At 43.1% G+C, this 26,223-nt stretch carries 24 protein-coding genes and 1 tRNA gene; all 25 read left to right on the top strand.

All coding sequences use genetic code 11. The annotated features are described in order from the left end of the window. The first annotated feature begins 203 nt into the window (after positions 1–203). The 25 genes from K4H96_RS10120 (at position 204) to K4H96_RS10000 (ending at position 26,056) form a co-directional block, all read left to right on the top strand. Entirely contained in the window at positions 204–527 is a 324-nt protein-coding gene (locus tag K4H96_RS10120) for a PadR family transcriptional regulator (protein WP_004184227.1), read from the top strand. Further along, positions 527–1,099, top strand: coding sequence for a DUF2812 domain-containing protein (locus K4H96_RS10115; RefSeq protein WP_004184226.1), 573 nt, complete (start codon positions 527–529; stop codon positions 1,097–1,099). The genes K4H96_RS10120 and K4H96_RS10115 overlap by 1 nt, the downstream gene beginning before the upstream one ends. Positions 1,100–1,122: 23 nt before the next feature. Next, positions 1,123–1,980, top strand: coding sequence for an ABC transporter ATP-binding protein (locus K4H96_RS10110; RefSeq protein ID WP_185761346.1), 858 nt, complete (start codon positions 1,123–1,125; stop codon positions 1,978–1,980). Next, positions 1,973–2,701 (top strand): ABC transporter permease, encoded by a 729-nt coding sequence (locus tag K4H96_RS10105; protein ID WP_048774034.1) that lies wholly within the window; start codon positions 1,973–1,975, stop codon positions 2,699–2,701. Before K4H96_RS10110 ends, K4H96_RS10105 begins: the two co-directional genes overlap by 8 nt. A 163-nt stretch (positions 2,702–2,864) precedes the next feature. Beyond that, a complete protein-coding gene (gene hrcA / locus K4H96_RS10100; RefSeq protein ID WP_223337625.1) occupies positions 2,865–3,899 on the top strand; it encodes a heat-inducible transcriptional repressor HrcA in 1,035 nt (344 codons plus the stop codon). Positions 3,900–3,934: 35 nt separating this feature from the next. Then, entirely contained in the window at positions 3,935–4,471 is a 537-nt protein-coding gene (grpE, locus tag K4H96_RS10095; RefSeq protein WP_125439222.1) for a nucleotide exchange factor GrpE, read from the top strand. Positions 4,472–4,677: 206 nt separating this feature from the next. Beyond that, positions 4,678–6,507, top strand: coding sequence for a molecular chaperone DnaK (dnaK, locus tag K4H96_RS10090; protein WP_223314983.1), 1,830 nt, complete (start codon positions 4,678–4,680; stop codon positions 6,505–6,507). A gap of 20 nt (positions 6,508–6,527) precedes the next feature. After that, on the top strand, positions 6,528–6,872 hold the full coding sequence (locus K4H96_RS10085; protein WP_002911724.1) for a hypothetical protein: 345 nt from the start codon (positions 6,528–6,530) through the stop codon (positions 6,870–6,872). 99 nt (positions 6,873–6,971) lie between these two features. Beyond that, positions 6,972–7,604, top strand: a complete 633-nt coding sequence (locus K4H96_RS10080) for a DJ-1/PfpI family protein (protein ID WP_227956490.1) — start codon at positions 6,972–6,974, stop codon at positions 7,602–7,604. Positions 7,605–7,802: 198 nt separating this feature from the next. Further along, positions 7,803–8,936: a molecular chaperone DnaJ gene (gene dnaJ / locus K4H96_RS10075; protein WP_002893708.1), complete on the top strand. Its 1,134-nt coding sequence runs from the start codon at positions 7,803–7,805 to the stop codon at positions 8,934–8,936. Between the two features lie 318 nt (positions 8,937–9,254). Beyond that, the gene (locus K4H96_RS10070) at positions 9,255–14,957 is read left to right on the top strand and encodes a ZmpA/ZmpB/ZmpC family metallo-endopeptidase (RefSeq protein ID WP_223337623.1); all 5,703 of its coding nucleotides are present in this window, start codon (positions 9,255–9,257) and stop codon (positions 14,955–14,957) included. Between the two features lie 255 nt (positions 14,958–15,212). After that, positions 15,213–15,962 carry a tRNA pseudouridine(38-40) synthase TruA gene (truA, locus tag K4H96_RS10065; protein ID WP_149565871.1) on the top strand — a complete coding sequence of 250 codons (750 nt, stop codon included), beginning with the start codon at positions 15,213–15,215 and terminating at the stop codon, positions 15,960–15,962. Then, complete coding sequence (locus K4H96_RS10060) at positions 15,952–16,722, top strand: bifunctional hydroxymethylpyrimidine kinase/phosphomethylpyrimidine kinase (protein WP_223337622.1); 771 nt, start codon at positions 15,952–15,954, stop codon at positions 16,720–16,722. The genes truA and K4H96_RS10060 overlap by 11 nt, the downstream gene beginning before the upstream one ends. Further along, positions 16,703–17,179 carry an ECF transporter S component gene (locus K4H96_RS10055; RefSeq protein WP_149565873.1) on the top strand — a complete coding sequence of 159 codons (477 nt, stop codon included), beginning with the start codon at positions 16,703–16,705 and terminating at the stop codon, positions 17,177–17,179. The genes K4H96_RS10060 and K4H96_RS10055 overlap by 20 nt, the downstream gene beginning before the upstream one ends. A 17-nt stretch (positions 17,180–17,196) precedes the next feature. Beyond that, positions 17,197–17,760: a TIGR01440 family protein gene (locus K4H96_RS10050; RefSeq protein WP_223337621.1), complete on the top strand. Its 564-nt coding sequence runs from the start codon at positions 17,197–17,199 to the stop codon at positions 17,758–17,760. A 79-nt stretch (positions 17,761–17,839) separates the two neighbouring features. After that, complete coding sequence (gene tig / locus K4H96_RS10045; protein WP_223337620.1) at positions 17,840–19,123, top strand: trigger factor; 1,284 nt, start codon at positions 17,840–17,842, stop codon at positions 19,121–19,123. Between the two features lie 191 nt (positions 19,124–19,314). Continuing rightward, positions 19,315–19,905: a DNA-directed RNA polymerase subunit delta gene (gene rpoE / locus K4H96_RS10040; protein WP_002898937.1), complete on the top strand. Its 591-nt coding sequence runs from the start codon at positions 19,315–19,317 to the stop codon at positions 19,903–19,905. A gap of 120 nt (positions 19,906–20,025) precedes the next feature. After that, positions 20,026–20,712, top strand: a complete 687-nt coding sequence (locus K4H96_RS10035) for a B3/B4 domain-containing protein (protein ID WP_223337619.1) — start codon at positions 20,026–20,028, stop codon at positions 20,710–20,712. Between the two features lie 198 nt (positions 20,713–20,910). Continuing rightward, on the top strand, positions 20,911–22,524 hold the full coding sequence (locus K4H96_RS10030; protein WP_223337618.1) for a CTP synthase: 1,614 nt from the start codon (positions 20,911–20,913) through the stop codon (positions 22,522–22,524). A gap of 70 nt (positions 22,525–22,594) precedes the next feature. Continuing rightward, on the top strand, positions 22,595–23,005 hold the full coding sequence (locus tag K4H96_RS10025; protein WP_223337617.1) for a GyrI-like domain-containing protein: 411 nt from the start codon (positions 22,595–22,597) through the stop codon (positions 23,003–23,005). A 144-nt stretch (positions 23,006–23,149) separates the two neighbouring features. After that, positions 23,150–23,235 (top strand) — tRNA-Leu (locus tag K4H96_RS10020). Between the two features lie 178 nt (positions 23,236–23,413). After that, the gene (locus tag K4H96_RS10015; protein ID WP_002893690.1) at positions 23,414–24,295 is read left to right on the top strand and encodes a class II fructose-bisphosphate aldolase; all 882 of its coding nucleotides are present in this window, start codon (positions 23,414–23,416) and stop codon (positions 24,293–24,295) included. Positions 24,296–24,533: 238 nt separating this feature from the next. After that, a complete protein-coding gene (locus K4H96_RS10010; protein ID WP_223337616.1) occupies positions 24,534–25,340 on the top strand; it encodes a hypothetical protein in 807 nt (268 codons plus the stop codon). A 127-nt stretch (positions 25,341–25,467) separates the two neighbouring features. Then, complete coding sequence (locus tag K4H96_RS10005; protein ID WP_223337615.1) at positions 25,468–25,836, top strand: inorganic pyrophosphatase; 369 nt, start codon at positions 25,468–25,470, stop codon at positions 25,834–25,836. Next, positions 25,808–26,056: a hypothetical protein gene (locus K4H96_RS10000; RefSeq protein WP_223337614.1), complete on the top strand. Its 249-nt coding sequence runs from the start codon at positions 25,808–25,810 to the stop codon at positions 26,054–26,056. The genes K4H96_RS10005 and K4H96_RS10000 overlap by 29 nt, the downstream gene beginning before the upstream one ends. Positions 26,057–26,223: the final 167 nt, after the last annotated feature.

The raw sequence follows: 26,223 nt of genomic DNA, 5'->3' as shown, positions 1-26,223 counted from the left end.
AGGTTCTCCTGGCTTTTTTTATGCTGATTTAGATTTCTAATCCTTTTAGCTTCTGATTAAAGCAGCTTTAGCAACAAACATAGAGATACAAAAACGAACCACTTTCTGTAAAAAATATTTATAAATCCTTGACAACTATATCGGACTGCGATATAATCTTTATATCAAGGTTCGATATATCGAGGTGAAAGTGAGATAAAAAGATGAGTGGATTGACAGAAAAACTTAGGAGAGTCTATGTGCCAATGACAGAGACAGGTTTTTATATCCTCTTCTGTCTTCAGAAAGAGAGGCATGGCTACAGTATTACTCAAAAAGTCAAGGAGCTGACAGAAGGAAAGCTATCTATTAGCCCAGGAACCATGTACGGGACCTTGGCAAAGATGGAAAAAGATGGTCTGATTGCCTTTGTTCGCGAGGAAGAAAAGAGAAAACTCTATTCTATCACGGAGCTTGGGAAGCAGATTTTAGAGTTGGAAATCCAGCGGATTGAGCGCCTTTACCGCAATAGTAAGGAGGAAGTTTGATGGAAAAGAGAATTGTCTATAAAATCTTTACCATTGCAGACTATGACAGAGAAGCAGCTTATTTTAAACAAATGCATAGCCAAGGCTGGAAATTGAAAAAAGTAAGTTATTCTCCCTTTCTTGTTGCGGTTCGTTATACTTTTGAAGCATGTCCGCCTCAGGACGTGGCCTATCAATTAGATTTTCGCCCCATAAAGAAGGCGGAGCAAGAATCCTATTATCAACTGTTTGAGGATTGTGGCTGGGAGCATATTACAAACTTTAATCAATTTTCTTATTTCCGCAAGTCGGTTTCTCAGCTTGATGCAGACAGCGATCTTGAAATCTATAATGACGCATGGTCTAAGCTAGAGATGGTCAAGCGTTTGCTTGTATGGCGATTTTTGCCAGCCATCATGGTTTTGTGTGTCACTACCTATCTCATTCTAGATATTTCCCAGAAAAGTTTGAAAGCAAGTCTATTATTCAAATCAATCTTAGCAATAGACTGTCTTATATTGATCATTCTGTTCTGTCAACTGGTCCATATTGCCTTGCGTTTTTGGAAAATGAGGCAGGAACTGAAAGATTGATTGCGGTTTTGTTAAATACTGTTATGAAAGCGAGGAAAACAATGAACAAGACCATTATTGAAGTGCAAGGCTTGAAAAAGAAATTCAAGGAACAAGAAGCCTTGGCAGGAATCGATTTTTCCATCCAAGAGGGAGAAATTTTTGGCTTCCTAGGACCGTCTGGATCTGGTAAAACGACGACTATCAATATCTTGACTGGTCAGTTGTCTGCAGATGCTGGAACAGCTCATGTGCTGTCTGCTCCGGTTGAGGATTTTAAGGTAGAAGTCCTGGAGCAGATTGGTATTGTCAGCGATGGCAGTGGCTTTTATGAAAAGATGTCACTTTATAAAAATCTCAAGGCCTATGCTATGCTCTTTGGTGTTAATATGACAGAAGTCGATGAACTTCTCCGAAAAGTGGGGCTTTATGATAGCCGCAACAAGGTGGCTGAAAAACTATCTACGGGTATGAAGCAGCGCATGTTACTGGTGCGTGCCTTGATTAATCGACCTAAACTGCTCTTCTTGGATGAGCCAACCAGTGGTTTGGATCCGTCAACCTCTCGCACCATTCACGAATTGCTGCTGGAACTAAAAGCTCAGGGGACAACTATTTTTCTGACGACTCATGACATGCAGGAAGCTACCCTCTTGTGTGATCGCTTGGCCTTGCTAAGTAAAGGAAAATTAGTCGAAGTAGGCAGTCCGCATGAGATAATCCAAAAGTATAATACAGATAAGAAGGTTCGTTTAGAATATGTAGATTTGACGACGAAGACAGTTACCTTTGATGAACTGCAAGGTGGTTTGGATTTGTCCAATGTTATCAGTATTCATTCCTGCGAACCAACTTTGGAAGATGTTTTCATCACGTTGACAGGAGGTACCTTAAATGTCTAATAAATTAAAAGGTATGATTTGGCTGAGAGGTCAAGTGACGCTAGCTAATAAAAGTATTCTATTGCAGGTTTTTATGCCGATTTTCCTCATTTTTCTCTATAAATTTATTTTTTCTCTGAATGGAGCTGGTAAGGAAATTGGCGCGGATAAACTAGCTACTATGTTGCTTACGATCTCCCTGCCTTTCTCTCTAGCCATGTCTGTTGGAACACCTATCATCATCATCCTAGCTGAGGAAAGAGAAAAACGTAATTTGCAAAGTTTGCGCTTGGCTGGTGTGACAGCTGGTCAATATATTCTCTCCGCTTTAATCTGGCCAGCGATTATTGGAATTTTTTATATCGTCATTACCCCACTTTTGGTGGGAGCTAAGCTTTCTAATCATCTGTTCAGCTATAGTTTGGTTCTCTTGTTGACCATGCTGGTCTTAATTTTTTTCTTTTTAATGGTTGGTCTGTTTTGTAAAAATCAGGTCATGGCACAATCTCTTAGTGTTCCAGCCATGCTCTTGGCGGCATTTATTCCTATGTTTTCAAATATGAGCGAGGAGTTATTTAAAGTGCTGCGTTACAGCTTTATGGGCCTTTTTAGTAGTTATATGAAAGATTGGTCTCATTTCCATTTATGGAGCGGAGAATTTTTGGCTCTGCTAGTTTGGTTGCTTCTTTTTGCAGGAATTTCTTTCTATTTGATGCGCCATTTGCAAATCCTGGAGGATTAATCTAGGTCGCCAGACTGATTTTTAGCACTCTTGTAAAAAGAGTGCTAATTTTTTGAGTTTTTGTCTTGACTTTGGTGTGGAAGAGTGTATAATAGAATCATGAGTTAGCACTCGAGGTTGTTGAGTGCTAATCGACAGCAGAATCTTGATTGGAGGTGATGCCGTGGTCACGGAGCGTCAAAATGAGATTTTGAATTTGATTATTGATATCTTTACCAAGACTCACGAGCCAGTCGGCTCCAAAGCCCTGCAGGATTCCATCAATTCCAGCAGTGCCACTATCCGAAATGATATGGCGGCTTTGGAAAAGCAGGGGCTTCTGGAAAAGGCGCATACGTCTAGCGGCCGTAAGCCTAGTGTGGCTGGTTTTCAATACTTTGTCAAGCATTCTCTGTCCTTTGATCGTCTCGCTGAGAATGAACTCTATGAGGTTATCAAAGCCTTTGACCATGAGTTTTTCAACTTGGAGGACATTCTTCAACAGGCAGCGGATCTTTTGACCAAGCTCAGTGGATTCACGGTTGTTGCACTGGATGTAGAACCCAGTCGGCAGCGCTTGACAGCTTTTGATATCGTTGTGCTCAGTCAGCATACGGCTCTGGCAGTCTTCACCCTGGATGAGTCCAATACTATCACCAGTCAGTTTATGATTCCGCGCAACTTCCTAAAAGAAGACCTGGATAGGCTTAAAGGCCTGGTAAGGGAGCGGTTCTTGGGTCAGACAGTGCTGGACATCCATTACAAGATTCGGACGGAAATTCCGCAGATTATCCAACGCTATTTCACTACGACGGACAATGTCATCCAGCTCTTTGAGCATATCTTTGGTGATATTTTCAAGGAAAATGTAATTCTGTCTGGCAAGGTTCAGCTCTTGGAATTTTCAGATCTGTCAGCTTATCAGTTTTTTGATGACCCGCAGAAAGTAGCCTTTGAAATTCGCGATAGTTTGGCCGAAGATCAGATGCAAAGCGTGCGCGTGGCAGACAGTAGAGAAAGCTGTTTGGCTGATCTAACACTAATTTCCAGCAAATTCCTGATTCCTTATCGAGGATTTGGGGTGTTGGCAGTTGTCGGTCCGGTCAATCTTGACTACCAACGGCTGGTCAGTCAGATGAATGTCGTCAACCGCGTACTGACCATGAAACTAACCGACTTCTATCGCTATCTAAGCAGCAATCACTATGAAGTCCATTAAATATAGTATAAATATTCCTAAAAAGGAGGTGCCTTGTGGCAAAGCATAAACAAGAAGAACATCCAGAAGATGTAGAAGTAAAAGAGGAAGCTGTAGAAGCAGCTGAGCAAGCTGAATCAGGTAGCCCTGAAAAATCAGAATTAGAATTAGCCAATGAGCGAGCAGAAGATTTCGAAAACAAATATCTTCGTGCTCATGCAGAAATGCAGAACATCCAGCGACGAGCGAATGAAGAACGCCAGCAGCTGCAAAGATACCGCAGTCAGGATTTGGCAAAAGCTATTTTGCCTTCGATAGATAATCTGGAGCGCGCGCTTGCCGTTGAAGGTCTGACAGATGATGTCAAAAAAGGACTGGAAATGGTGCAGGAAAGCTTGATTCATGCTCTCAAAGAAGAGGGTATCGAAGAAATTCCAGCTGACGGAGCTTTTGACCATAACTATCACATGGCCATTCAAACCGTTCCAGCTGACGATGAGCACCCAGCTGACACTATAGCGCAGGTCTTCCAAAAAGGCTACAAACTTCATGACCGTATCCTTAGACCGGCTATGGTGGTAGTTTACAACTAGGCGAGTCACTAATATTTGCGAAGTGAACTGCCAATCAGCTACTGCGTATAACTTCGACTTCTCGTGTCATAACTTACATAATAGAAAACTTGTCCGAAACGACAATAAACTATGAAGGAAGAAAACATTCGTTCAGCTTTGCTTCTAACGAGTGAAGCGAACCAAAGAGTATTGAAAATAAAATTAAAGTAAAAAGAGGTAAAAACATGTCTAAAATTATTGGTATTGACTTAGGTACAACAAACTCAGCAGTTGCGGTTCTTGAAGGAACTGAAAGCAAAATCATTGCAAACCCAGAAGGAAATCGTACAACACCATCTGTAGTGTCATTCAAAAATGGCGAAATCATCGTTGGTGATGCGGCAAAACGTCAAGCAGTAACAAATCCAGATACAATCATTTCCATCAAATCAAAAATGGGAACATCTGAAAAAGTAGCTGCTAACGGCAAAGAATACACTCCGCAAGAAATCTCAGCTATGATTCTGCAATACTTGAAAGGCTATGCAGAAGAATACCTTGGTGAAAAAGTAAGCAAAGCGGTTATCACAGTGCCAGCTTACTTTAACGATGCACAACGTCAAGCGACTAAAGACGCTGGTAAAATTGCAGGTCTTGAAGTAGAACGTATCGTCAACGAACCAACTGCAGCAGCCCTTGCTTACGGTCTTGACAAACAAGATAAAGAAGAAAAAATCTTGGTCTTTGACTTGGGTGGTGGTACCTTTGACGTTTCAATCCTTGAGTTGGGTGATGGTGTCTTTGATGTATTGGCAACTGCTGGTGACAACAAACTCGGTGGTGACGACTTTGACCAAAAGATTATCGACCACATGGTAGCTGAGTTCAAGAAAGAGAACGGCATCGACTTGTCAAATGATAAGATGGCGCTTCAACGTTTGAAAGATGCAGCTGAAAAGGCTAAGAAAGACCTTTCAGGTGTAACTTCTACTCAAATCAGCTTGCCGTTTATCACAGCTGGTGACGCTGGACCTCTCCACTTGGAAATGACTTTGACTCGTGCCAAATTCGACGATTTGACTCGTGACTTGGTAGAGCGCACTAAAGAACCAGTTCGTCGTGCTCTTTCTGATGCAGGCTTGAGCTTATCAGAAATCGATGAAGTAATCTTGGTTGGTGGTTCAACTCGTATCCCGGCTGTTGTAGAAGCTGTTAAGGCTGAAACTGGTAAAGAGCCAAACAAATCAGTGAACCCTGATGAAGTAGTTGCTATGGGTGCTGCTATCCAAGGTGGTGTTATCACTGGTGATGTTAAGGATGTTGTCCTTCTTGACGTAACACCATTGTCACTTGGTATCGAAACAATGGGTGGCGTCTTCACTAAGCTAATCGACCGTAACACAACAATTCCAACTTCTAAATCACAAGTCTTCTCTACAGCAGCAGACAACCAACCAGCCGTTGATATCCATGTTCTTCAAGGTGAACGTCCAATGGCAGCGGATAACAAGACTCTGGGACGCTTCCAATTGACAGATATCCCAGCTGCTCCTCGTGGAATCCCTCAAATCGAAGTAACATTTGACATCGACAAGAACGGTATCGTATCAGTTAAGGCTAAAGACCTTGGAACTCAAAAAGAACAACATATTGTCATCCAATCTAACAGCGGCTTGACTGACGAAGAAATCGACCGCATGATGAAGGATGCAGAAGCGAACGCTGAAGCAGATAAGAAACGTAAGGAAGAAGTTGATCTTCGTAACGAAGTTGACCAAGCTATCTTTGCGACTGAAAAGACTATCAAGGAAACTGAAGGCAAAGGCTTCGACGCAGAGCGTGACGCTGCCCAAGCTGCCCTTGATGACCTTAAGAAAGCGCAAGAAGATAATAACTTGGACGATATGAAAGCGAAATTGGAAGCTCTCAACGAAAAAGCTCAAGCACTGGCAGTGAAACTCTATGAGCAAGCTGCTGCAGCTCAACAAGCCCAAGCAGGAGCAGAAGGAGCTGAAAACGCGGGCTCAACTAAAGCAGACGACGATGTCGTAGACGGAGAGTTTACGGAGAAGTAACTACAAGTCAGGAGACTTTCATGAAGGTTGATGAATTAATTGCAAACCTTGAAAAAAACGGTTTGGAAATATATCGTAAGAATAATAGGGAACAAACAGCACTATATTATTTAGATGATATTATTGGTAATAAATTTTTAGAAATCCATTATAGCAAAGATAATAAAGTAACAATCGTAAAATTTCATAGAGATACATTATTGCCGACATCTTTAGAAGGTATAGATGAAAATTCGGGAGATGACGATAATTCTATAACACGACAAGTGAAAGCTGAGGATTGTAATAGTGAAGATATTATTACAATTGCAGTTGCTAGCTATAATGAAGTAGAAAGAAAGTATAAATTAAAACATAAAAAATGAGATTCTCGTTTCAGTTTTAAATGGCTTAATTAATACAAATTGGAAATCCAGAGGTTGCAACCCAGCCTCTGTTTTTCGCTAAACTAGAGGGTGACGCTTATGAAGAAAGTGCTCTGTTTAATTTATCCTAATTTTTCACTTTATGAAGTAGTTGCTCTGACCAGTACTTTAGCTCTATCTTTTGGTGYTGAGGTTGATTATGTTGGTTCAGATAGAAATGTTATAAGATCGGAAGATGGATTAGCCTGTCGACCTGCTAGAACACTGGATGAAGTAGTTATCGAAGACTATTCTTGTGTGATTTTGCCAGGAATGATAAATATTGTCCCTGCTTTGCAGGATGAAAAATTGATTTCTTTCCTAAGAAGTTTGAASCAGCAAGAGATTTTTATTGCAGCTATTTCCTCAGCACCCATTTTATTGGCGAAAGCAGGTTTGTTGAAGGACACTAAATTTACTGGTGGGATTTGGCAAAACTTTTTTGACTATTTTGAATTTCTTCCTAGGAGAAATTTCAAAGCTCAAGCTGTTCTGCAAGATAAAAACATCATTACAGCTGTTGGCTTTGCACATCAAGCGTTTGCAAGAAAAGTGCTTCTTAGTCTAGGTTTGGTAGATAATGCTGACAACTATTTTAAAGAACGGAATCAGTATTCGGAAGAGGACTTGATATTCACTCTATCAGAAGAAGAGTTTGCTGAAATGAAGCATGAATTTGAAAATACCCTCTAATCAATATTTTCTATAATTTAAAGAAAGGAACATAGGTGTTCACAACTGAACACGGGTTCCAAAAATTCTGACTCAATATAAAAGAAAGGAACTGAACCCGACCTAAATTCTCGGAAAAAAGAGAAATCAGCCTAGGAGCATTGCTCCGTCGCCTGATTTCCTATTTTTCAGTCGAATTTTACGGTCTTGGTATCTTACATGAACAATACAGAATATTATGACCGTCTAGGTGTCTCTAAGAATGCTTCTCAGGATGAGATTAAGAGAGCCTATCGGAAATTATCTAAAAAGTACCACCCCGACATTAATAAGGAAGCTGGGGCGGAGGACAAATATAAAGAAGTCCAAGAGGCTTATGAAACGCTGAGCGACGAGCAAAAGCGGGCAGCCTATGATCAATACGGCGCAGCGGGAGCTAATGGTGGCTTTGGTGGCGGTGCAGGAGGCTTCGGTGGCTTTGATGGTTCCGGCTTTGGCGGCTTCGAAGACATCTTCTCAAGCTTCTTTGGTGGCGGTGCTTCGCGTAATCCTAATGCTCCGCGTCAAGGGGACGATCTCCAGTATCGTGTAAATCTCCGCTTTGAAGAAGCCATTTTCGGGGCTGAGAAGGAAATCAAGTATAACCGCGAAGCGACCTGTCATACCTGTGCTGGGTCTGGTGCCAAGCCAGGAACTAGCCCTGTTACCTGTGGTCGCTGTCATGGCTCAGGTGTCATCAATGTTGATACCCAGACACCGCTTGGCATGATGCGCCGGCAAGTGACCTGTGATGTCTGCCACGGTCGAGGAAAAGAAATCAAAAGTCCTTGTGAAACCTGTCATGGAACGGGGCATGAAAAACAGGCTCACAGCGTCAAGGTCAAAATCCCTGCTGGTGTGGAAACTGGTCAGCAGGTCCGTCTGTCTGGTCAAGGTGAGGCAGGCTTTAATGGCGGCCCTTATGGTGATCTTTATGTCGTGGTCCAAGTTGAGCCGAGTGATAAGTTTGAGCGAGATGGCTCTACCATTTACTACAAACTCAATCTCAACTTTGTCCAAGCAGCTCTTGGTGACAGTGTGGATATTCCAACTGTTCACGGGGATGTCGAGCTGAATATCCCAGAAGGAACACAGACTGGCAAGCGTTTCCGCCTGCGTGGTAAGGGAGCACCGAGTCTGCGTGGTGGAAGTATGGGTGATCAGTATGTTACAGTCAATGTTGTGACGCCGACTGGCCTCAACGACCGTCAAAAAGCTGCCCTCAAAGAATTTGCGGAAGCAGGCAATATCTCGGTCAATCCTAAGAAAAAAGGCTTCTTCGACAAAATGAAAGATGCCTTGGAAGATTTGTAATTATATAAAAAGGAGCAGCCTAATGCTGTTCTTTTTATGTTTTCTAGAAGGAGATTTGGCAAATGCAGTCAAGAAAGAGAGCCACTCTGATCAGCCCTTTAATTAAAAGAAATTAGCCGTAAAGACTAATGTGATTTTTTCTATTTGCTTTTACAAAAATTAATTGTTTTTTTGAGTAAAATCTATTGTAAAAATTTCCTAAAAGATATATGATAATACTATATGTATAAAACGTATCTTTTTAGCCTGCTGGGGAGTTGGCTAGAGAGATAATGGGAGATTAGCTTTATACATTTTAGGAAAAAGGGGAATTATAAAGTGAAATGTTTTGAAAAAGTGCAGGAGCGAATTCAGAAATATTCGATTCGCAAATTGTCTGTCGGTGTGGGCTCGGTTGCCATTGCAGCTCTGATTTTTGGGAGCTCTTTGTCCAGCTCGACTGTTGCTGCAGATGAAGTAGGAGGCGGTGCGACTGCTCACTATACTTATGTTGAGGAGCAAGAGCTAACAGAGCAGGAAAAAGGGCTGATTAAGAAAGGTCTGCCTGAAAATCTGCAAACAGGGGAAAACTATTACTTGATTTATCGGAAGCAAGATGGGCAAGCTGTCTTGCCGAGTACAGGAAATAACGGTCAGCCGCTTCTCGGCTTATTTGCGGGAACGGCTATTTTGGCTGTCTTGGTATTCTCACGAAAGAAATCTGGTAAGTTACTAGGAGTGCTTTTGCTAGGTAGCTTGGGACAAACTGTGTTACAGTCTCCTCAAGCGTTTGCGCTAGAAAATCGGGAATTGTTTTCCTATAACCGTCAAGTTGCGGTTTCGTCAACAGTTTCTGAAGCGGATGTGACTATTGCAGGCTATAACTATATCGGTTACTTTACCACTTCTGATTTGCGTACTTTGACAGAGACCAAGACAACCTCTCTGCCGGCTGGTCAAGAGGCTCAAGCGCAAGCAGAAGTGTCAGAAGCTGCAAAAGAGGATTCTGATTCTATTGATCGAGCTGCTCAGGGAGGGTTGCTGTATCAGCTGAACCCTGCTGCAAATGATTCAGGACAGTCAGGGAAGCTTCCAGCTCCTCAGCCATCCAATCCAACTATAGAGACGGCAAAAGGGGAAAGCTTACAAGAGCCAGCTTTGCCAGAGTACACGGGCGGCGTTAATGGCGAATCGCTAGTTCAAGCGGAGAATCCAGTCTATGATGCTCCAGTAGGTACAGCAGGAGATACAACCCCAGTTGAGCCAGCGCTCCCAGAATACACGGGCGGCGTTAATGGCGAGTCAGTAGTTCAAGCGGACAATCCAGTCTACACGGAACCAGTCGGTACAGCTGGCGACACAGCTCCAGTTGAGCCTGCTTTGCCAGAATACAGCGGCGGCGTTAATGGTGAGTCAACAGTTCAAGCAGACAATCCAGTCTATGATGCTCCAGTGGCTACAGTTGATGACCCAGCTCCGGTCGAGCCAGCCCTCCCAGAATACACAGGCGGCGTTAACGGCGAATCAACAGTTCAACCGGAATTGCCTAGTCTACATACAGACATTAAGTTAGAAACGATTGAACCTCAAGTTGTCAACAAGACAGATGATAGCAAGTATCTTGATGAGGAGACCACTGTCGATGGAACTCCAGGACAAAAAGAAATTGTAACCAGCTATGAAGTCTTGGACGGTAATCGCATATCGGAGCCGCAAACAACTGAAAGAATCTTGCATGAAGCAGTTGATACAGTGGTCACTCAGGGTAGCAAGGCTCGCATCAATAAAGAAGAATTGAGCAAGCAGCTAGCTTTAGCAGCGGCTGTGGATCCAGCAGTTTACACCAATCAATCCTATCAGCAGCTGCAAACAATTAAGAATATGGCTGCGACGGTGTATCAAACTTCGTCTAGTCAAGATGAAGTAGATGCGGGAGTCAACCAACTCAAGCAGGCTTTAGCTGGCTTGTTAGCCCTTAAAGCAGCGCCGACTCTGACTGTTTCAGCGGTTAAGAAGGATGAATTGCAGAAGTTAGTTCAGGTCCAATACCAGCTGACGGACAGGGATCAAGCCTTTACTAGTGCTCATGTTCGTCTGAAGAAAGATGGCCAGTTGATAGCTGAGCAGAACTTGGTGGCAGGCCAGCTGACTGCTAATTTCAGTGGTTTGGACTACTATACTCCTTATAAGATTGAGACGACTTTGTCCTATGATTTAGGAAATGGCTCTGAAAGTCAGGAACTAGCTCAAGAGACAGTCCAGCTTGATTTGAAGAAGGTGGAACTCAAGTCCATTACTAATGTCTCCTTGATGAAGGTTGAGAACGGTCAGACAAAATTGATGCCTACTCTGGCTGAAAAACCAGCAAATCTGGATCAATATTACCTGCACTTTACATCAGATCAGTTCAAAGATACTGTCCTGCCGGTTACCTCTATCGAGGAAGTGGTCGTTGATAACCAACCTGTCTTCAAGATTCAGGCTCAGCTGCCAGACTTGCTGCAAAGAAGCGCAACTGGTCTTCAAAACAGCTTTGATTTCTATCTGGAAAAGGCTAAGAAGAGGGAAGGAAATGTCTACTATGACTTCCAAGACCTCTTGGACGGCATCAAGGAAGATCCTTCTGGAACCTTTATTTTGGGCCGCAGTATCAGTGCCAAGCTGATTGACAAACCAGCCAACAGCAAGTCTTATCTGCAAGGTGAATTCAAAGGTCAGCTGATTGGTGGTCAAAATGGCGAACGCCATGCCATTTTAGACTTGGCGCATCCTCTATTTGATACGATTACTGGCGGAACGGTCAAGGATATTGACTTTAAGCGAGTCAATATGGTTTATCCAGATTCGCAAGCGGGCGATACAATTGCCACAATTGCTGCTCGCTTGAAGAATAAAGGAGTAATCGAAAACGTCAATGTCCAAGGCTACTTGGAAGGAAGAGACCATATTGCTGGTCTGGTTAATAATATAGAAGGCCAATCTCGAGTTGAAAATGTCTCCTTTAAGGGTCGTATTAAGTCCAAGGGTGGAAATTCTGTTACAGCCGGTATCGCAGGCACCAACGCCATGTCCTTGGTGAAACGCGCTTATGTCGAAGCCGATATTTGGGTCAAAAGTGGTCAAAATGCAGGTATGCTGGTCGCTCAAAACTTCACTGACTATTCAGGTTCAGGCTGGGGTAATTGGGGCAGATTGATGCAATCAGTTGCCAAAGGTAAGTTAGAGGATGCAGGCTCAAGAAATTCAGCTGGTATCGCTGCTTCCATTTGGCCGTATGGAACCATCAATGACACTGTCAGCTATGCCACAGTTGTGAACGGTAAAGAGCTCTTTAGCTCAGACAATGAGATTACCGATGCTTGGATGGGGCAAAAACTTCAAAACCTCTTTGGCGTTCAGGGACAAAGCTCTGGAACCAAGACAGGTAAAGATGCTAAGTTCCGTCGCTTGACAGAAGCTGAAGCGGAGCAAAAAGTTAAGAGCTATCAGATCACGGCTCTTGAGCAAGCCAGCGCAAATGAAGTGACAACTGAGAAGCTAAATGCTGCTATCCTGAGAACAAGTACTTATCAAGATAAGCCAGGTTACAAGGCAGAAAATGAACAGCTTTATCAAAACCTAGAACGCTTTATGCCTTTCTACAATCAAGAGTTCTTGATTCATGAGGCCAATAAGCTGGTGGACGCTGGTAAGGCGGGCGATCTGTTGACTAAGAAAGTTCTATCAGTTCAAGCGCTGAAGGGCAACCAGTTTGTTGCTGGCGGAACGGATGCAGATAAGATCTTAGTCCATTTTGCAGACGGAAGCAAGACCATCTTCAATCTTCAAAATCAAGCACGATTTGAACAGACTGCTCTGCCGGAATATCAGATTGTAGAGCTTGGTACGGTCTATACTCCAAATCACTCAACCGCAGTCAAAAAAGACTTGCTGACTCAGCTGACTGAGAGCTTGAAGAGCTTTGAACTGTACAGTGATGAAGTCTATCGTTCTGTTGGTCTGCCTAATGATAATGACAAGGTCAACAAAGTCAAGCGTCTCTTCCTAGATGAATCTCTGGCTGAAGTGAAAGCCAACTTGCAGGATATGCTTGGTAAGCTCCTGGCCAATGAATGGACAAGATTCCATGCTGATAATCCAGCAGCCAATGAAGCTCTGAAAGCTAAAATCGAAGAGAACAAGACGGCTATCATGCTCGGTCTGACCTACCTCAACCGTTATTACGATCTCAAATTTGGTGACTATAACCTCAAGGAGCTAGTACTCTTCAAACCAGATTTCTATGGTGAAAAAGTGTCATTGCTGGATCGCTTGATTAAGATTGGTCGTTCGACAGAAAATCAACTGAAAGGGGCAGACAATGTCAATATGTTTGCGCGTCAGTTGAAGGCTGAGTCCAAGTCTAGTGATTTGGTCGCTTACTTGGATTACAACCGTCGCCTGCTGACTGACTTTGAAGACATGGATTCTTGGTTCAAGGATGCAACACGAGGCTTTATTCAGTTTGAAGAACGCCAGTCCGAAGTCGAGGAGATTAAGTCTGCTAAGTATCGCGTCTTTGATAACCTCAACTCTGAATATTTCAGCAACTATATCCTCCCGCTTCTAACCTTGAAGAATACGCGCTTAGCCATTCTGTCAAACTATAGCACGATGGCCTTTGTCAACAGAGACAAGCGCCGGTCATGGTCTGATGAACGATTTAATGCGGGCATCAAGGAAGTAGCGACCCAGCATCGAAATCACGTAGACACTTGGTACAAGCTTCTCTCAGATGATATCAAGTCCAGAATGGTCAAGCAAAATGTAACGGCTGTATGGGATGGTTTTGATGTGGAAGGACGTGGCTGGATTGATGTCAACGGAAATGATAATAAGGGCAATCCTTATGCTCCATCCCGCGAGTTCTTCAACCTAGTTGGGGGAAGAGCTGGTGGCTGGTACAAGTCAAATGGCTACGGTGCCCATGCTGCTGGTTCAATCCGTGTGAACTTCGAGGCCTTTGACCTCTTGACGGAATACGGTGTGTCTGTCTTCACGCACGAGCTCACCCACGTCAACGATAGAGATATTTATCTGGGCGGACATGGCAGGCGACAAGGTATCGGACCAGAAGGTTATGCCCAAGGTCTGCTCCAATCACCAGTTCCTGGTCAGCCAGGCTGGGGTGCTCTGGGTCTCAATATGGCCTTTGATCGTCCAAATGATGGCAGTCTCATTTTCAATAGCTCGCCAAGTCTTTTCAAGAACCGAGCAGACATCGACCATTATATGAAGGGCTATAATGATACTCTCATGCTGCTGGATTACCTTGAAGGCCAAGCAGTTGTGGCTAAAGGAAATGCGGCTGCGGCTAAATGGTTCAAGAAGATTGAACCGAAGGTTGTAGATGCCCGGACTCAATACGATGTTGTGAGAGAGTTGACGGCAGAGGAAAAAGCAGCCATGTCAGTCTCGTCTGTAGAGGATTTGGTTGACCAAGGCTTTCTGTCTAACCGTGCGGTGGACAATCGAACTTATAACCCTGCTGACTACGACTCTAGTTATATTGCGATTGACTTTATGACAGGTATCTATGGTGGCGGTCAAAACAATACTGGAGCGCCAGGTGCCTTGATGTTCAAGCATAATACCTTCAGAATCTGGGGTTACTATGGCTATGAAAAAGGCTTTGTAAGCTATGCTTCCAATAAACACCGTAAGACAGCCAATGAGCAAGGTGTGACTGGTTTGAGCGATAACTTTATCATCAAGCAAATTTCTGAGGGCGAATTTGAAACCATGGAAGCCTTCAAGAAAGCTTACTTCAGAAAAGTTGTGGATAAAGCACAAACCTCAGGTATTAAGCCAGTGACTGTCAATGGAAAAGTCTATACTACTTATGAAGAGTTGAAAGCTGGCTTTGCTGAAGCTGTTGACAAGGATCTGAAGAAGTCTCGTGTAGATGAACGCGCAACCAAGGACTTCAAGTATGCTGTCTTTACGCAATTGCTCAAGAACACCAACAGTTTTATGGATGAAAACTCTATTTGGGGTTCCTAAGAAAAAGTGTCAGATTTGCTGCATGTGTAACTGCAAATAATGACTTTTAGTAATATGTAATCAATAACCCATTTGAATTAGCTCTGTTTGTGTCGTCACTGACAGTCTGATTCAGATGGGTTGTTTTGTTGTATAATGGCAAGTCAGAGTGCAAATTATCCCTATTTCTTATACAATATTTTTAAAAAATCTGTCCCCGGACAGTTCCTGCTTTTAGGGCTTGCTGGGGGCTTTTTTTCCTGCTAAAATAAACACATGACACGTTATAAAGCTATTATATCCTATGATGGTTATGGCTTTGCTGGCTTTCAGCGACAGCCCCATGCCAGAAGTGTTCAGGAAGAGATTGAAAAGACCCTGACCCGTATCAATAAAGGCCAGCCTGTGGTGATTCATGGAGCGGGCCGAACCGACAGCGGTGTCCATGCTCTGGGCCAGGTGCTGCATTTTGATTTACCAGAAGAGCGGGATGAAGAGAAATTGCGTTTTGCCTTAGATACTCAGACGCCGGAAGATATTGATTTTATCAGGGTGGAGCAGGTATCGGATGATTTTCATTCTCGCTACAATAAGCACAGCAAGACCTATGAATTTTTGGTGGACATCGGCCGGCCTAAAAATCCTATGATGCGCCATTATGCCACGCATTATCCCTATCCTTTGGAGCTGAGTCTCATAGAAGAAGCGATTGCTCAGTTAGAGGGGACGCATGATTTTACTGGATTTACGGCTTCTGGGACCAGCGTGGAAGACAAGGTTCGGACCATTACCGAGGCCAAGGTTCGCTATGATGCAGAGCGTAATTTTCTAGTCTTTACTTTTTCAGGCAATGGCTTTCTCTACAAGCAGATCCGCAATATGGTCGGTACCTTACTCAAGATTGGCAACAAGCGCATGCCGGTGGAGCAGATTCAGAGGATTTTAGCGGAGAAAGACCGTCATCTGGCAGGGCCAACAGCTGGTCCAAACGGCCTCTATCTAAAGGAGATTCGTTATGAAGAATAAGTTGATTTTAGCCCTTTCGGGCAATGATATTTTCAGCGGTGGCGGACTGCACGCTGATTTGGCTACCTATACAGTCAATGGTCTGCATGGATTCGTAGCTGTGACTTGCCTGACGGCTATGACTGATAAGGGATTTGAGGTCATTCCAGTTGAGGAAGAGGTTTTTGCCCAGCAGTTGGCCAGTCTCAAGGATGTTCCTTTTTCTGCTATTAAGATAGGGCTTTTACCCAATCTGCAAATAGCAGAGCAGGCTTTGGCTTTTGTCAAGCAGCATGCGGATATACCAGTTGTGCTGGATCCTGTTCTGGTCTGCAAGGAAAATCATGATTTGGAAGTCAGTGCGCTGAGAGAAGAAATCATCAAGTTCTTTCCTTATGTCAGTATCATCACACCAAATCTAGCAGAAGCTCAGCTATTGACCCAAAAAGAAATCAAAAGTCTGGAGGATATGCAGGCTGCAGCCAAGGAGCTCTATGATTTGGGGGCCAAGCATGTGGTGATTAAGGGCGGTAATCGCTTGAGCAAGGAGCGGGCGGTGGATGTTTACTATGACGGTCAAAATTTTGAAATCATGGAATCGCCAGTGCTGGCTAGCAACAATACCGGAGCAGGCTGCACATTTGCTTCCAGCATTGCCAGTCAGCTGCTTCTAGGCAAGTTTCCGCTTGCAGCAGTTCAAATTTCTAAAGATTTTGTTTACCGAGCGATTCAGCGCTCAGATCAATATGGGGTAGTTCAGTATGAGAAATCATCAAGTTAAAAAATTAGTTATCTTAGCTTTCATCACAGCTCTATCTGTGGTTTTGGGGAATTTTTTAAAAATCCCAACTCCGACAGGATTTTTGACACTGCTGGATGCAGGGATTTATTTTACAGCTTTCTACTTTGGCCGCAAGGAAGCGGCTATTGTTGGAAGTCTTTCAGGCTTTTTGATTGATATGATTGCTGGCTATCCTCAGTGGATGATTTTCAGTCTGATTTGCCACGGACTTCAGGGGTTCTTTGCTGGCTTTGAGGGCAAGAGTCGCTATCTTGGGCTGGTCTTGGCCGCAGTGGCTATGGTCGGTGGCTATGCCATCTTTGGTAGTATCATGAATGGTGTTGGGGCTGCCCTAGCCGAAATCTTAAGTAATTTTATGCAGAATGCATTTGGTTTAGTGGTCGGTTTTGCCCTCTACAAAGCCTTCCCAGAGAGTTTGAAAAAACGGTCGCAGTGAAATAAACGAGGTGAGACATGGACTTAGCTAAGATTGGAGCGGGAACTCGTCAGATTGTTCTAGATGTTTTGGACAAGGCTGCCTTGGTCGAGGGAGATATTTTTGTTCTGGGTCTATCCTCCAGCGAGGTTGTCGGAGGCTATATCGGTCAGAATTCCAGTCTGGAAGTCGGACAGGTCATTGTCAAAACCATACTGGATATCTTAGAAGAGAAGGATATCTTTCTGGCAGTTCAGGGATGTGAGCATCTCAATCGGGCCCTCGTAGTCGAAAGAGCCTTGGCGAACAAGAAGGATTTGGAGATAGTCAATGTTCTGCCTACTCTTCATGCTGGAGGTAGCGGTCAGCTAGCGGCTTTCCAATACATGAAAGATCCTGTCGAGGTAGAGTTTATTGTCGCTCAGGCGGGGCTGGATATTGGCGATACTGCTATCGGCATGCATGTCAAGCATGTGCAGATTCCTATTCGACCGATTCTCAAGGAATTGGGAGCTGCCCATGTCACAGCTTTAGCCAGCCGTCCCAAGCTAATTGGCGGCGCCAGAGCGGCCTATATAGAGGATAAAATCAGGAAGGGATAAAAGGAAAAATAATTTTGAAAAAAACTCTAATTATGCTATAATGGGTTGTATTCAATAAATTTTAAGGAGAAATGACAGAATGTCTGTATCATTTGAAAACAAAGAAACAAATCGCGGTCTTTTGACTTTTAGCATCAGTCAAGAGAAAATCAAGCCTGCCTTGGACCGTGTATTTAACTCAGTAAAAAAAGATATTGCTGTACCAGGTTTCCGTAAAGGTCGCCTTCCACGTGCTATCTTCAACCAACGTTTTGGTGAAGAAGCCCTCTACCAAGATGCTTTGAACGCTCTTCTTCCAGAAGCATACGAAGCGGCTGTTAAAGAAGCAGGTATCGAAGTAGTTGCTCAGCCTCAGTTTGATGTCGAGTCTATGGAAAAAGGTCAAGACTGGGTTATCAAAGCTGAAGTAGTCACTAAGCCAGAAGTTAAGCTGGGTGCTTACAAAGACTTGGAAGTAACTGTTGAAGCTACTAAAGAAGTGACTGACGCTGAAGTAGATGAGCGCATTGAGCGTGAGCGCAACAACTTGGCTGAGTTGGTTCTCAAAGAAGGTCCAGCAGCTGACGGTGATACAGTTGTGATTGACTTTGTTGGTTCTGTCGACGGCGTTGAATTTGACGGCGGCAAGGGTGATAACTTCTCACTTGGACTGGGCAGCGGTCAATTCATCCCAGGATTTGAAGAGCAGTTGGTTGGCCACAGTGCAGGTGGAACAGTGGACGTTGTCGTAACCTTCCCAGAAGACTACCAAGCAGAAGACTTGGCAGGCAAGGAAGCTAAGTTTGTGACAACTATTCACGAAGTTAAAGAAAAAGAAGTTCCAGCCTTGGACGATGAACTTGCAAAAGATATCGACGAAGAAGTGGAAACTCTTGACGAGCTGAAAGAAAAGTACCGTAAAGAATTGTCAGAAGCTAAGGAAACAGCTTATAACGATGCGGTAGAAGCAGCAGCTATTGATCAAGCAGTAGCAAACGCTGAAATCATTGACTTGCCAGCAGAAATGGTTCACGAAGAAGTGCACCGTGCTGTTAATGAATTCTTGGGCAACATGCAACGCCAAGGAATCTCACCTGACATGTACTTCCAAATCACTGGCACTACTCAGGAAGACCTGCACAAGCAATACGAAGCAGACTCTGAGTCGCGCACTAAGACAAACCTTGTCGTAGAAGCTGTTGCTAAGGCAGAAGGTTTTGAAGCTAGCGCAGAAGAAATCGAAGCAGAAGTAACTTCATTGGCTACAGACTACAACATGGAAGTGGAACGTGTTCGTCAATTGCTGTCAGAAGACATGCTGAAACACGACATCGCTATCAAGAAAGCTGTTGAAGTGATTACAAGCACTGCGAAAGTGAAATAAGCTTCATCATTCAAAATGAAAATGATATCACTTGAAACTAGTGTGTAAATGCACTAGTTTCTTTTTGTACTTGTTCCGTGATTTTTCCTGGATTTTCTTTTGACGAAAATAGAAATTTATCGTACAATAGAAAGTAGCGAAAAATTGCAAGAGGGCGACAAGCCTTTACTTAATCTTAAAGGAGATCAACTTTGGAATTAGAAGTATTTGCTGGACAAGAAAAAAGTGAGCTTTCTATGATTGAAGTGGCGCGTGCCATTTTGGAAGCCCGCGGCCGCGACCATGAGATGTATTTTAATGATCTGGTCAATGAAATTCAAAACTATCTGGAAAAATCAAACAGTGAGATTCGTGATGCTCTGCCTTTATTCTACACAGAACTCAATGTAGACGGCAGCTTTATTCCGCTGGGGGATAATAAATGGGGCTTGCGTTCATGGTATGCTATCGACGAAGTGGATGAAGAAATCATCGCCTTGGAAGAGACTGATGAGGACGACGCACCTAAGAAACGTAAGAAGAAACGCGTCAATGCCTTTATGGATGGCGATGAGGATGCCATTGACTACAGCGATGACGATCCAGAAGATGAGGACGGCTACGAAGCAGATCCGGCTCTCTCGTACGACGAGGAAAATCCAGATGATGAGAAGAATGAAGTGGAAGCTTACGATGCTGAAATCAACGAAATCGCTCCAGATGACCTAGGTGAAGAAGTCGAACTCAACGAAGAAGATGACGACTACTCTGACGAAGACACGGAGACCGAAGAGGAAGAATAAATCAACCAAAAGAAACAAGGGACGAAATCCCTTGTTTCTTTTAATATTCCTTGAAATATAAGTTCGGAAGGTGTAGAATACTAATAAAATTTAATAAAGAAAAGATGGAGGTATGCTGCTATGAAATTTGTCATTGATAAAAGTCTGAGTGATTTAGGCATTAAGAGTGTTGTTATCGGGATTGCCAAGAATGTTAATCCGCATGCAGAACTGTCTTCCTCATTTCTAAAAAAGAAAAAGGAAATGGAAGACTGGGCTCTGGCCTGTGACTTGGATGAGGTGCTTGAGTCGCCAGTAGTTCAAGGTTATATAGAAATACTGCAGCGCGTAGGTCGCAGTGTCAAGAAAAATCCTCCGACGGTTCCTGCTCTGATTCGCAATATCCAGCACCGAGGCTCGCTCCCTCATATTAATAGCATTATTGATATTTATAATGTCGAAGCCCTGCATTCTCTACTGGCTATTGGTGGGCATGATTTTGATAAGATTGATGGTCAGATAGAATTCACTGTAAGCCAAAAGGAAGATGTCTTTCTGCCTATTTTGTCCAAGGAGAAGCATGTTGCCAAGACGGACTATGTCTATCGGGATACGAAAGGCATTTTGGCTTGGCTGGATGTCCGTGACAGCGAGTATTATAAGTTTGATGAGGAGACCAAGGATGCCATTTTCATCATTCAGGGGAATGCCAATACCTCTGTCGAAATGCGTCTGGAAGCCTTGGAGCGAATCCGTCACGATTTAGCAGAGTCCATGCCCGATGTAGAATTTGAAACACATGTTATTAGTATTGGTGAAAATGGATGAAAACCGAATGAAAATATTTGACATTTTTTTAGGTTTGCGATATTATACTGTTCGGGCACCTCTTTTAGAGGTCAGAGCTTCCTGTGTTCAGGGAGCTATTTTTCTTTTTCAGACAGATTATGGAAAATCCTCCTATAGCTAAGTTTCCAGCAACTGTGTTGCTTGCTGGAACGAATTGTTTTATGAAAAGGAGCATGTATGTCAACTAAATATATTTTTGTCACCGGCGGTGTAGTTTCTTCTATCGGGAAAGGGATTGTGGCAGCTAGCTTGGGCCGACTTTTGAAGAATCGCGGTCTCAAGGTTACGATTCAGAAGTTTGACCCTTATATCAACATTGATCCCGGTACCATGAGCCCTTACCAGCATGGGGAAGTATTTGTGACAGATGATGGAGCTGAGACGGATCTGGATCTGGGGCATTATGAGCGTTTTATTGACATCAATCTCAATAAATACTCCAATGTCACTACTGGTAAAATCTATAGCGAAGTCCTGCGCAAGGAGCGTAAAGGCGAGTATCTGGGAGCGACGGTCCAAGTCATTCCGCATATTACGGATGCTCTCAAGGACAAGATCAAGCGGGCAGCACGGACGACAGACTCGGATGTGATTATCACAGAGGTTGGTGGCACAGTGGGCGACATCGAGTCTCTTCCTTTCTTAGAAGCTTTGCGCCAGATGAAGGCGGATGTCGGAGCAGACAATGTCATGTATATCCATACGACCCTCCTGCCCTATCTCAAGGCAGCCGGTGAAATGAAGACCAAGCCGACTCAGCATTCTGTCAAAGAGTTGCGCGGTTTGGGGATTCAGCCTAATATGCTGGTCATCCGCACAGAGAAGCCAGCTGGACAAAACATCAAAAACAAACTGGCTCAATTCTGTGATGTGGCGCCGGAGGCGGTCATTGAGTCGCTAGATGTGGAGCATCTTTACCAAATTCCTCTCAATTTGCAGGCGCAAAAGATGGACCAAATCGTCTGTGACCATCTGAAGCTGGATGTGCCGGCAGCGGATATGACGGAGTGGTCAGCTATGGTAGAAAAAGTGATGAACCTGAAAAAGCAAGTACGTATTGCTCTGGTCGGCAAGTATGTCGAGTTGCCAGATGCCTATATTTCAGTTGTCGAAGCGCTCAAGCATGCCGGCTATGCCAATGATGCAGATGTTAAGATTGACTGGATTGATGCGAATCAGGTAACAGCCGAAAACGCAGCAGAGCTTCTTGGAAGTGCAGATGGAATTATCGTTCCGGGTGGCTTTGGTCAGAGAGGAACTGAGGGTAAGATTCAGGCAATCCGCTATGCGCGTGAGCAGGATGTGCCTATGTTGGGGATTTGCTTGGGCATGCAACTAACCTGTGTCGAATTTGCCCGTCACGTCTTGAGATTGGCTGATGCCAACTCAGCGGAGCTCAATCCAGACACACCATTTCCGATTATTGACCTCATGCGTGATCAGATTGATGTCGAAGACTTGGGTGGGACGCTGAGACTGGGGCTCTATCCTTCTAAACTTAAGCCTGGCTCTAAGGCAGCAGCAGCTTACGACCATCAAGAAGTCGTGCAGCGCCGTCACCGTCATCGCTATGAGTTTAACAATGCTTTCCGCGAGCAGTTTGAGGCGGCTGGATTTGTATTTTCTGGAGTTTCACCAGACAATCGCTTGGTCGAAATAGTGGAAATCCCAGAAAACAAATTCTTCGTTGCTTGTCAGTATCACCCAGAGCTTTCCAGCCGCCCGAACCGACCTGAAGGTCTTTATACAGCCTTTGTCACAGCAGCGGTAGAAAAGAGCTCGGAGAGATAGACCTGCTTTTTCTAGGATAAGCGATTTTTCTAGAGAAATGTTATAATGAAAAACAAAAGGAGGGAAGAAGATGTTTCTAAACATTTTAGCTAGTATTCGTACTAATAATTTCCAAGATGAGCATTGTGTAGAAAAAATCCAAGCTCTCTGGCAGGAACAAGAGGAGGCTGTGAAAGAAGCTTTTGCCCAAGGGGAACCGGTCTATGCTGTCTATCATGACTATGCCAGTGATTACAAAGGAGACTACAGTCTCTCTATCTGCCGTTTGACAGATGGGGAAGTCTATGATTTTGATACATCCGAGCAGACCTATCAAGTATTTGAGGTTGATAAGGAGGATCCTCAAGCGATTCTTCATGCTTGGCAGAGGATTTGGCAGGCAGAAGAAACAGGTGAACTTCATCGAGACTACACTTTTGACTTTGAAAAATACGATCCCGACCAAACGGTGGCTGTCTTTGTTGCGACTCAGCAACCTTGAGTTTTCTGTGTTCCTGCCTTAGCTTCATTTTCGCTTAGATTTCCTAGATTTGCTGATTGAGTAGAAAGTTGATTTTTTGAAATAAAGTCAAAAATTTTCTTGACAAGCCTTAGCTGTCCTGTTATACTAGTAAGGTACTCAATCGCGGGGATGGCGGAATTGGCAGACGCGCAGGACTAAGGATCCTGTGACCGCTTTAGGTCGTGAGGGTTCAAGTCCCTCTCTCCGCATCAAGTAAGCTGGCTTCGGTCAGCTTTTTTCTTTTTGCACTAGAGACGCTTAAAAAGGCTAAGTGTCTCCCTGCAATTCTTTAAAATTTCAGGAAAAACTAGCAATTTTAGTGAAAAAGTGATAAAATAAACAATGTAAGTGGTTTAACCACAAAAAATAAGAGGAGGCCTGATAAGAATGGCAATCGTTTCAGCAGAAAAATTTGTCCAAGCAGCTCGTGACAATGGTTACGCAGTTGGTGGATTCAACACAAACAACCTTGAGTGGACTCAAGCTATCCTGCGTGCGGCAGAAGCAAAGAAAGCACCAGTGCTTATCCAAACTTCAATGGGTGCTGCTAAATACATGGGTGGCTACAAAGTTGCTCGTAACTTGATCGCTAACCTTGTAGAATCAATGGGCATCACTGTACCAGTTGCGATTCACTTGGACCATGGTCACTACGAAGATGCACTTGAGTGTATTGAAGTTGGTTACACTTCTATCATGTTTGATGGTTCACACCTTCCAGTAGAAGAAAACCTTAAATTGGCTAAAGACGTTGTTGAAAAAGCACACGCTAAAGGTATCTCAGTAGAAGCTGAAGTTGGTACTATCGGTGGTGAAGAAGACGGTATCATCGGTAAAGGTGAATTGGCTCCAATCGAAGACGCTAAAGCAATGGTTGAAACCGGAATCGACTTCTTGGCTGCAGGTATTGGTAACATCCACGGCCCATACCCGGCAAACTGGGAAGGTCTTGACCTTGACCACTTGAAGAAATTGACAGAAGCTCTTCCAGGCTTCCCAATCGTATTGCACGGTGGTTCAGGTATTCCTGATGACCAAATCCAAGCAGCTATCAAACTTGGTGTTGCGAAAGTTAACGTTAACACTGAATGCCAAATCGCATTCGCTAACGCAACTCGTAAATTTGCTCGCGACTACGAAGCAAACGAAGCAGAATACGACAAGAAGAAACTCTTCGACCCACGTAAATTCTTGGCTGACGGTGTAAAAGCTATCCAAGCATCAGTTGAAGAACGTATCGACGTATTCGGTTCAGAAGGTAAAGCTTAATTAGGCTATAGATAGAAAATCTCGCTACGGCGGGATTTTTTAGTTAGGCTTTGATGTTAGATTGACTAGAGAAAGTTTTTAAGTAGTTTGTTTAGTGAATCGATAATTTTAACTTGATTGCGCTTAGATAGTTTAGAAATATATGAATTTAGTTCTTTTGTAGAATAGATATTGTTTTGAGTGATTGTGTGTGGTAAAATAAAGTAAAGTTTAGGTAATATTGGGAGGTAGTGTGAATATGAAAAACACTAAATTATTGTTAATGCTTTTTATAGCTAGTTCTATGTTGGTTGCTTGTCGTTCGAATACTGCGTCAGATGCTTCTGATTCATCTAAAAATAATCCCAAAGTAGAAACAAAATCTACATCGGAAACAGAGGATGTTACTGAAGAAGAAAATTCAGGAAATGAAGATTCATCAAGTGAAAAGAATACTGTTGTTGATATCATGAATAGAGCTGCTGCGAATTCAAAATCTACAGATGAAATTTATGTAACTGGAGATGTAGTTGTAGGAGAAAAAGGAGATGTTCAACAAGGGATTTATGATTTAGAAATTACTGGCGGGAGCGGAAATATCACAGGAACTAGAGAGGCTGTCAGAACGCTTTTTATAAATTATATTGGTTCGGCTCCAGGGTCAGGGCTGGATTACCCTTCTAAAATACGACTAATTTTGTTTAGAGGAGATGTGTTGAAATTCAGTAATATCTCCAAAATTAAATTTACCGCTGTCCCAGCTAAAGTTCAAATGAGCAATGAGCTGGGCATCGGAGAGTATATTGTTGGACGTGATATTAAGCCTGGTACCTATAAGCTTAGTTCTAATGCGAATATGAATCCTGAATTGACAAGTTCAGGATGGTCCATTAATATTTTGGATACTTCAACAGGTAAAACCATTGAGCAAAGATACAATCCAGGAAATATGGATGTTGCTGTTAAACTTGAAGAAGGACAAATTGTCTCAACAAAATTTGACAATACTGATCGTAGTATGTCTAGCGATGAAGCTAGATTGATTTTTACTGAATTGAATCAATAAGTGAATTAAGAATATAGTAATTGTTTATATAAAATTATTTCTTAGAAAAATATTTTTAAAATCTCGCTACGGCGGGATTTTTCTTGTATAATGAGGCTAGAAAGTATACTGCGGAGGAAATGAAAAGTTGAAATTCAAAGAGAGAATATTTAGTGGTGTCATTGATCGGCTGTTAGGGTTTGAAGATTCTTTTGGGAATGTCTATCCGATTAACTATGACTACATACCTGAACTGATGGGGGGAGATGGCGAAAAGCAAGATGTTTATATTGTTTCTTGTAAAAAGTCAAAGCCTCTGGAAGTCTTTACTGGGAAGTCGGTTGCCATCATTCACCGTCGTGATGATATAGAAGACAAGTGGGTTTGGGCGCCCTTGGATGAGAAGGTTGATAAAGGTTTGATTGCAGAGCAGACCTATTTTATGGAGCAGTATTTTGACTCTTGGATTGAGATGGTGGAGGAGAGTAATGTTTCAAGTAAGAGAGGTCATAAATAAGGATGAAAAATCTTCTCTGGTGCCAGATATTCTAACTGATTTGCCAGAGTGGTTTGGGATTCATGAAATCTCCAGAGCATATATTGAGGCTGCATTAACTACAGCTTTGGCTACACTAGGTTCATTTGGAATGCTAGCTGTCATGGTTTTTTCGGCGTTTGGGTATGAGAAGATTACAGGACTTGTCATTAAAGGACAATTGAAGAACGTAAGTTTATAAGAAATGATTAAAAGAGTTAATCAACTATGTTCAGAAGGTAAAGCTTAATCTAGCTGAAGACTACAAAACAGAAACCTGCCCGCAAGGGTAGGTTTTTTGGTGTTTTAAGGAAACTATTAAACCAGAAGTTTGTATTAAAAGTATTATTTTAAGAGAGAAATTTTTAA

The sequence above is a fragment of the Streptococcus sanguinis genome (assembly GCF_020729765.1).
GTDB classification, from domain to species: Bacteria; Bacillota; Bacilli; order Lactobacillales; family Streptococcaceae; genus Streptococcus; species Streptococcus sanguinis_Q.
The sequence above is the reverse complement of the archived record's forward strand: the minus strand, read 5'-3'. Positions and strand labels throughout refer to the sequence as shown.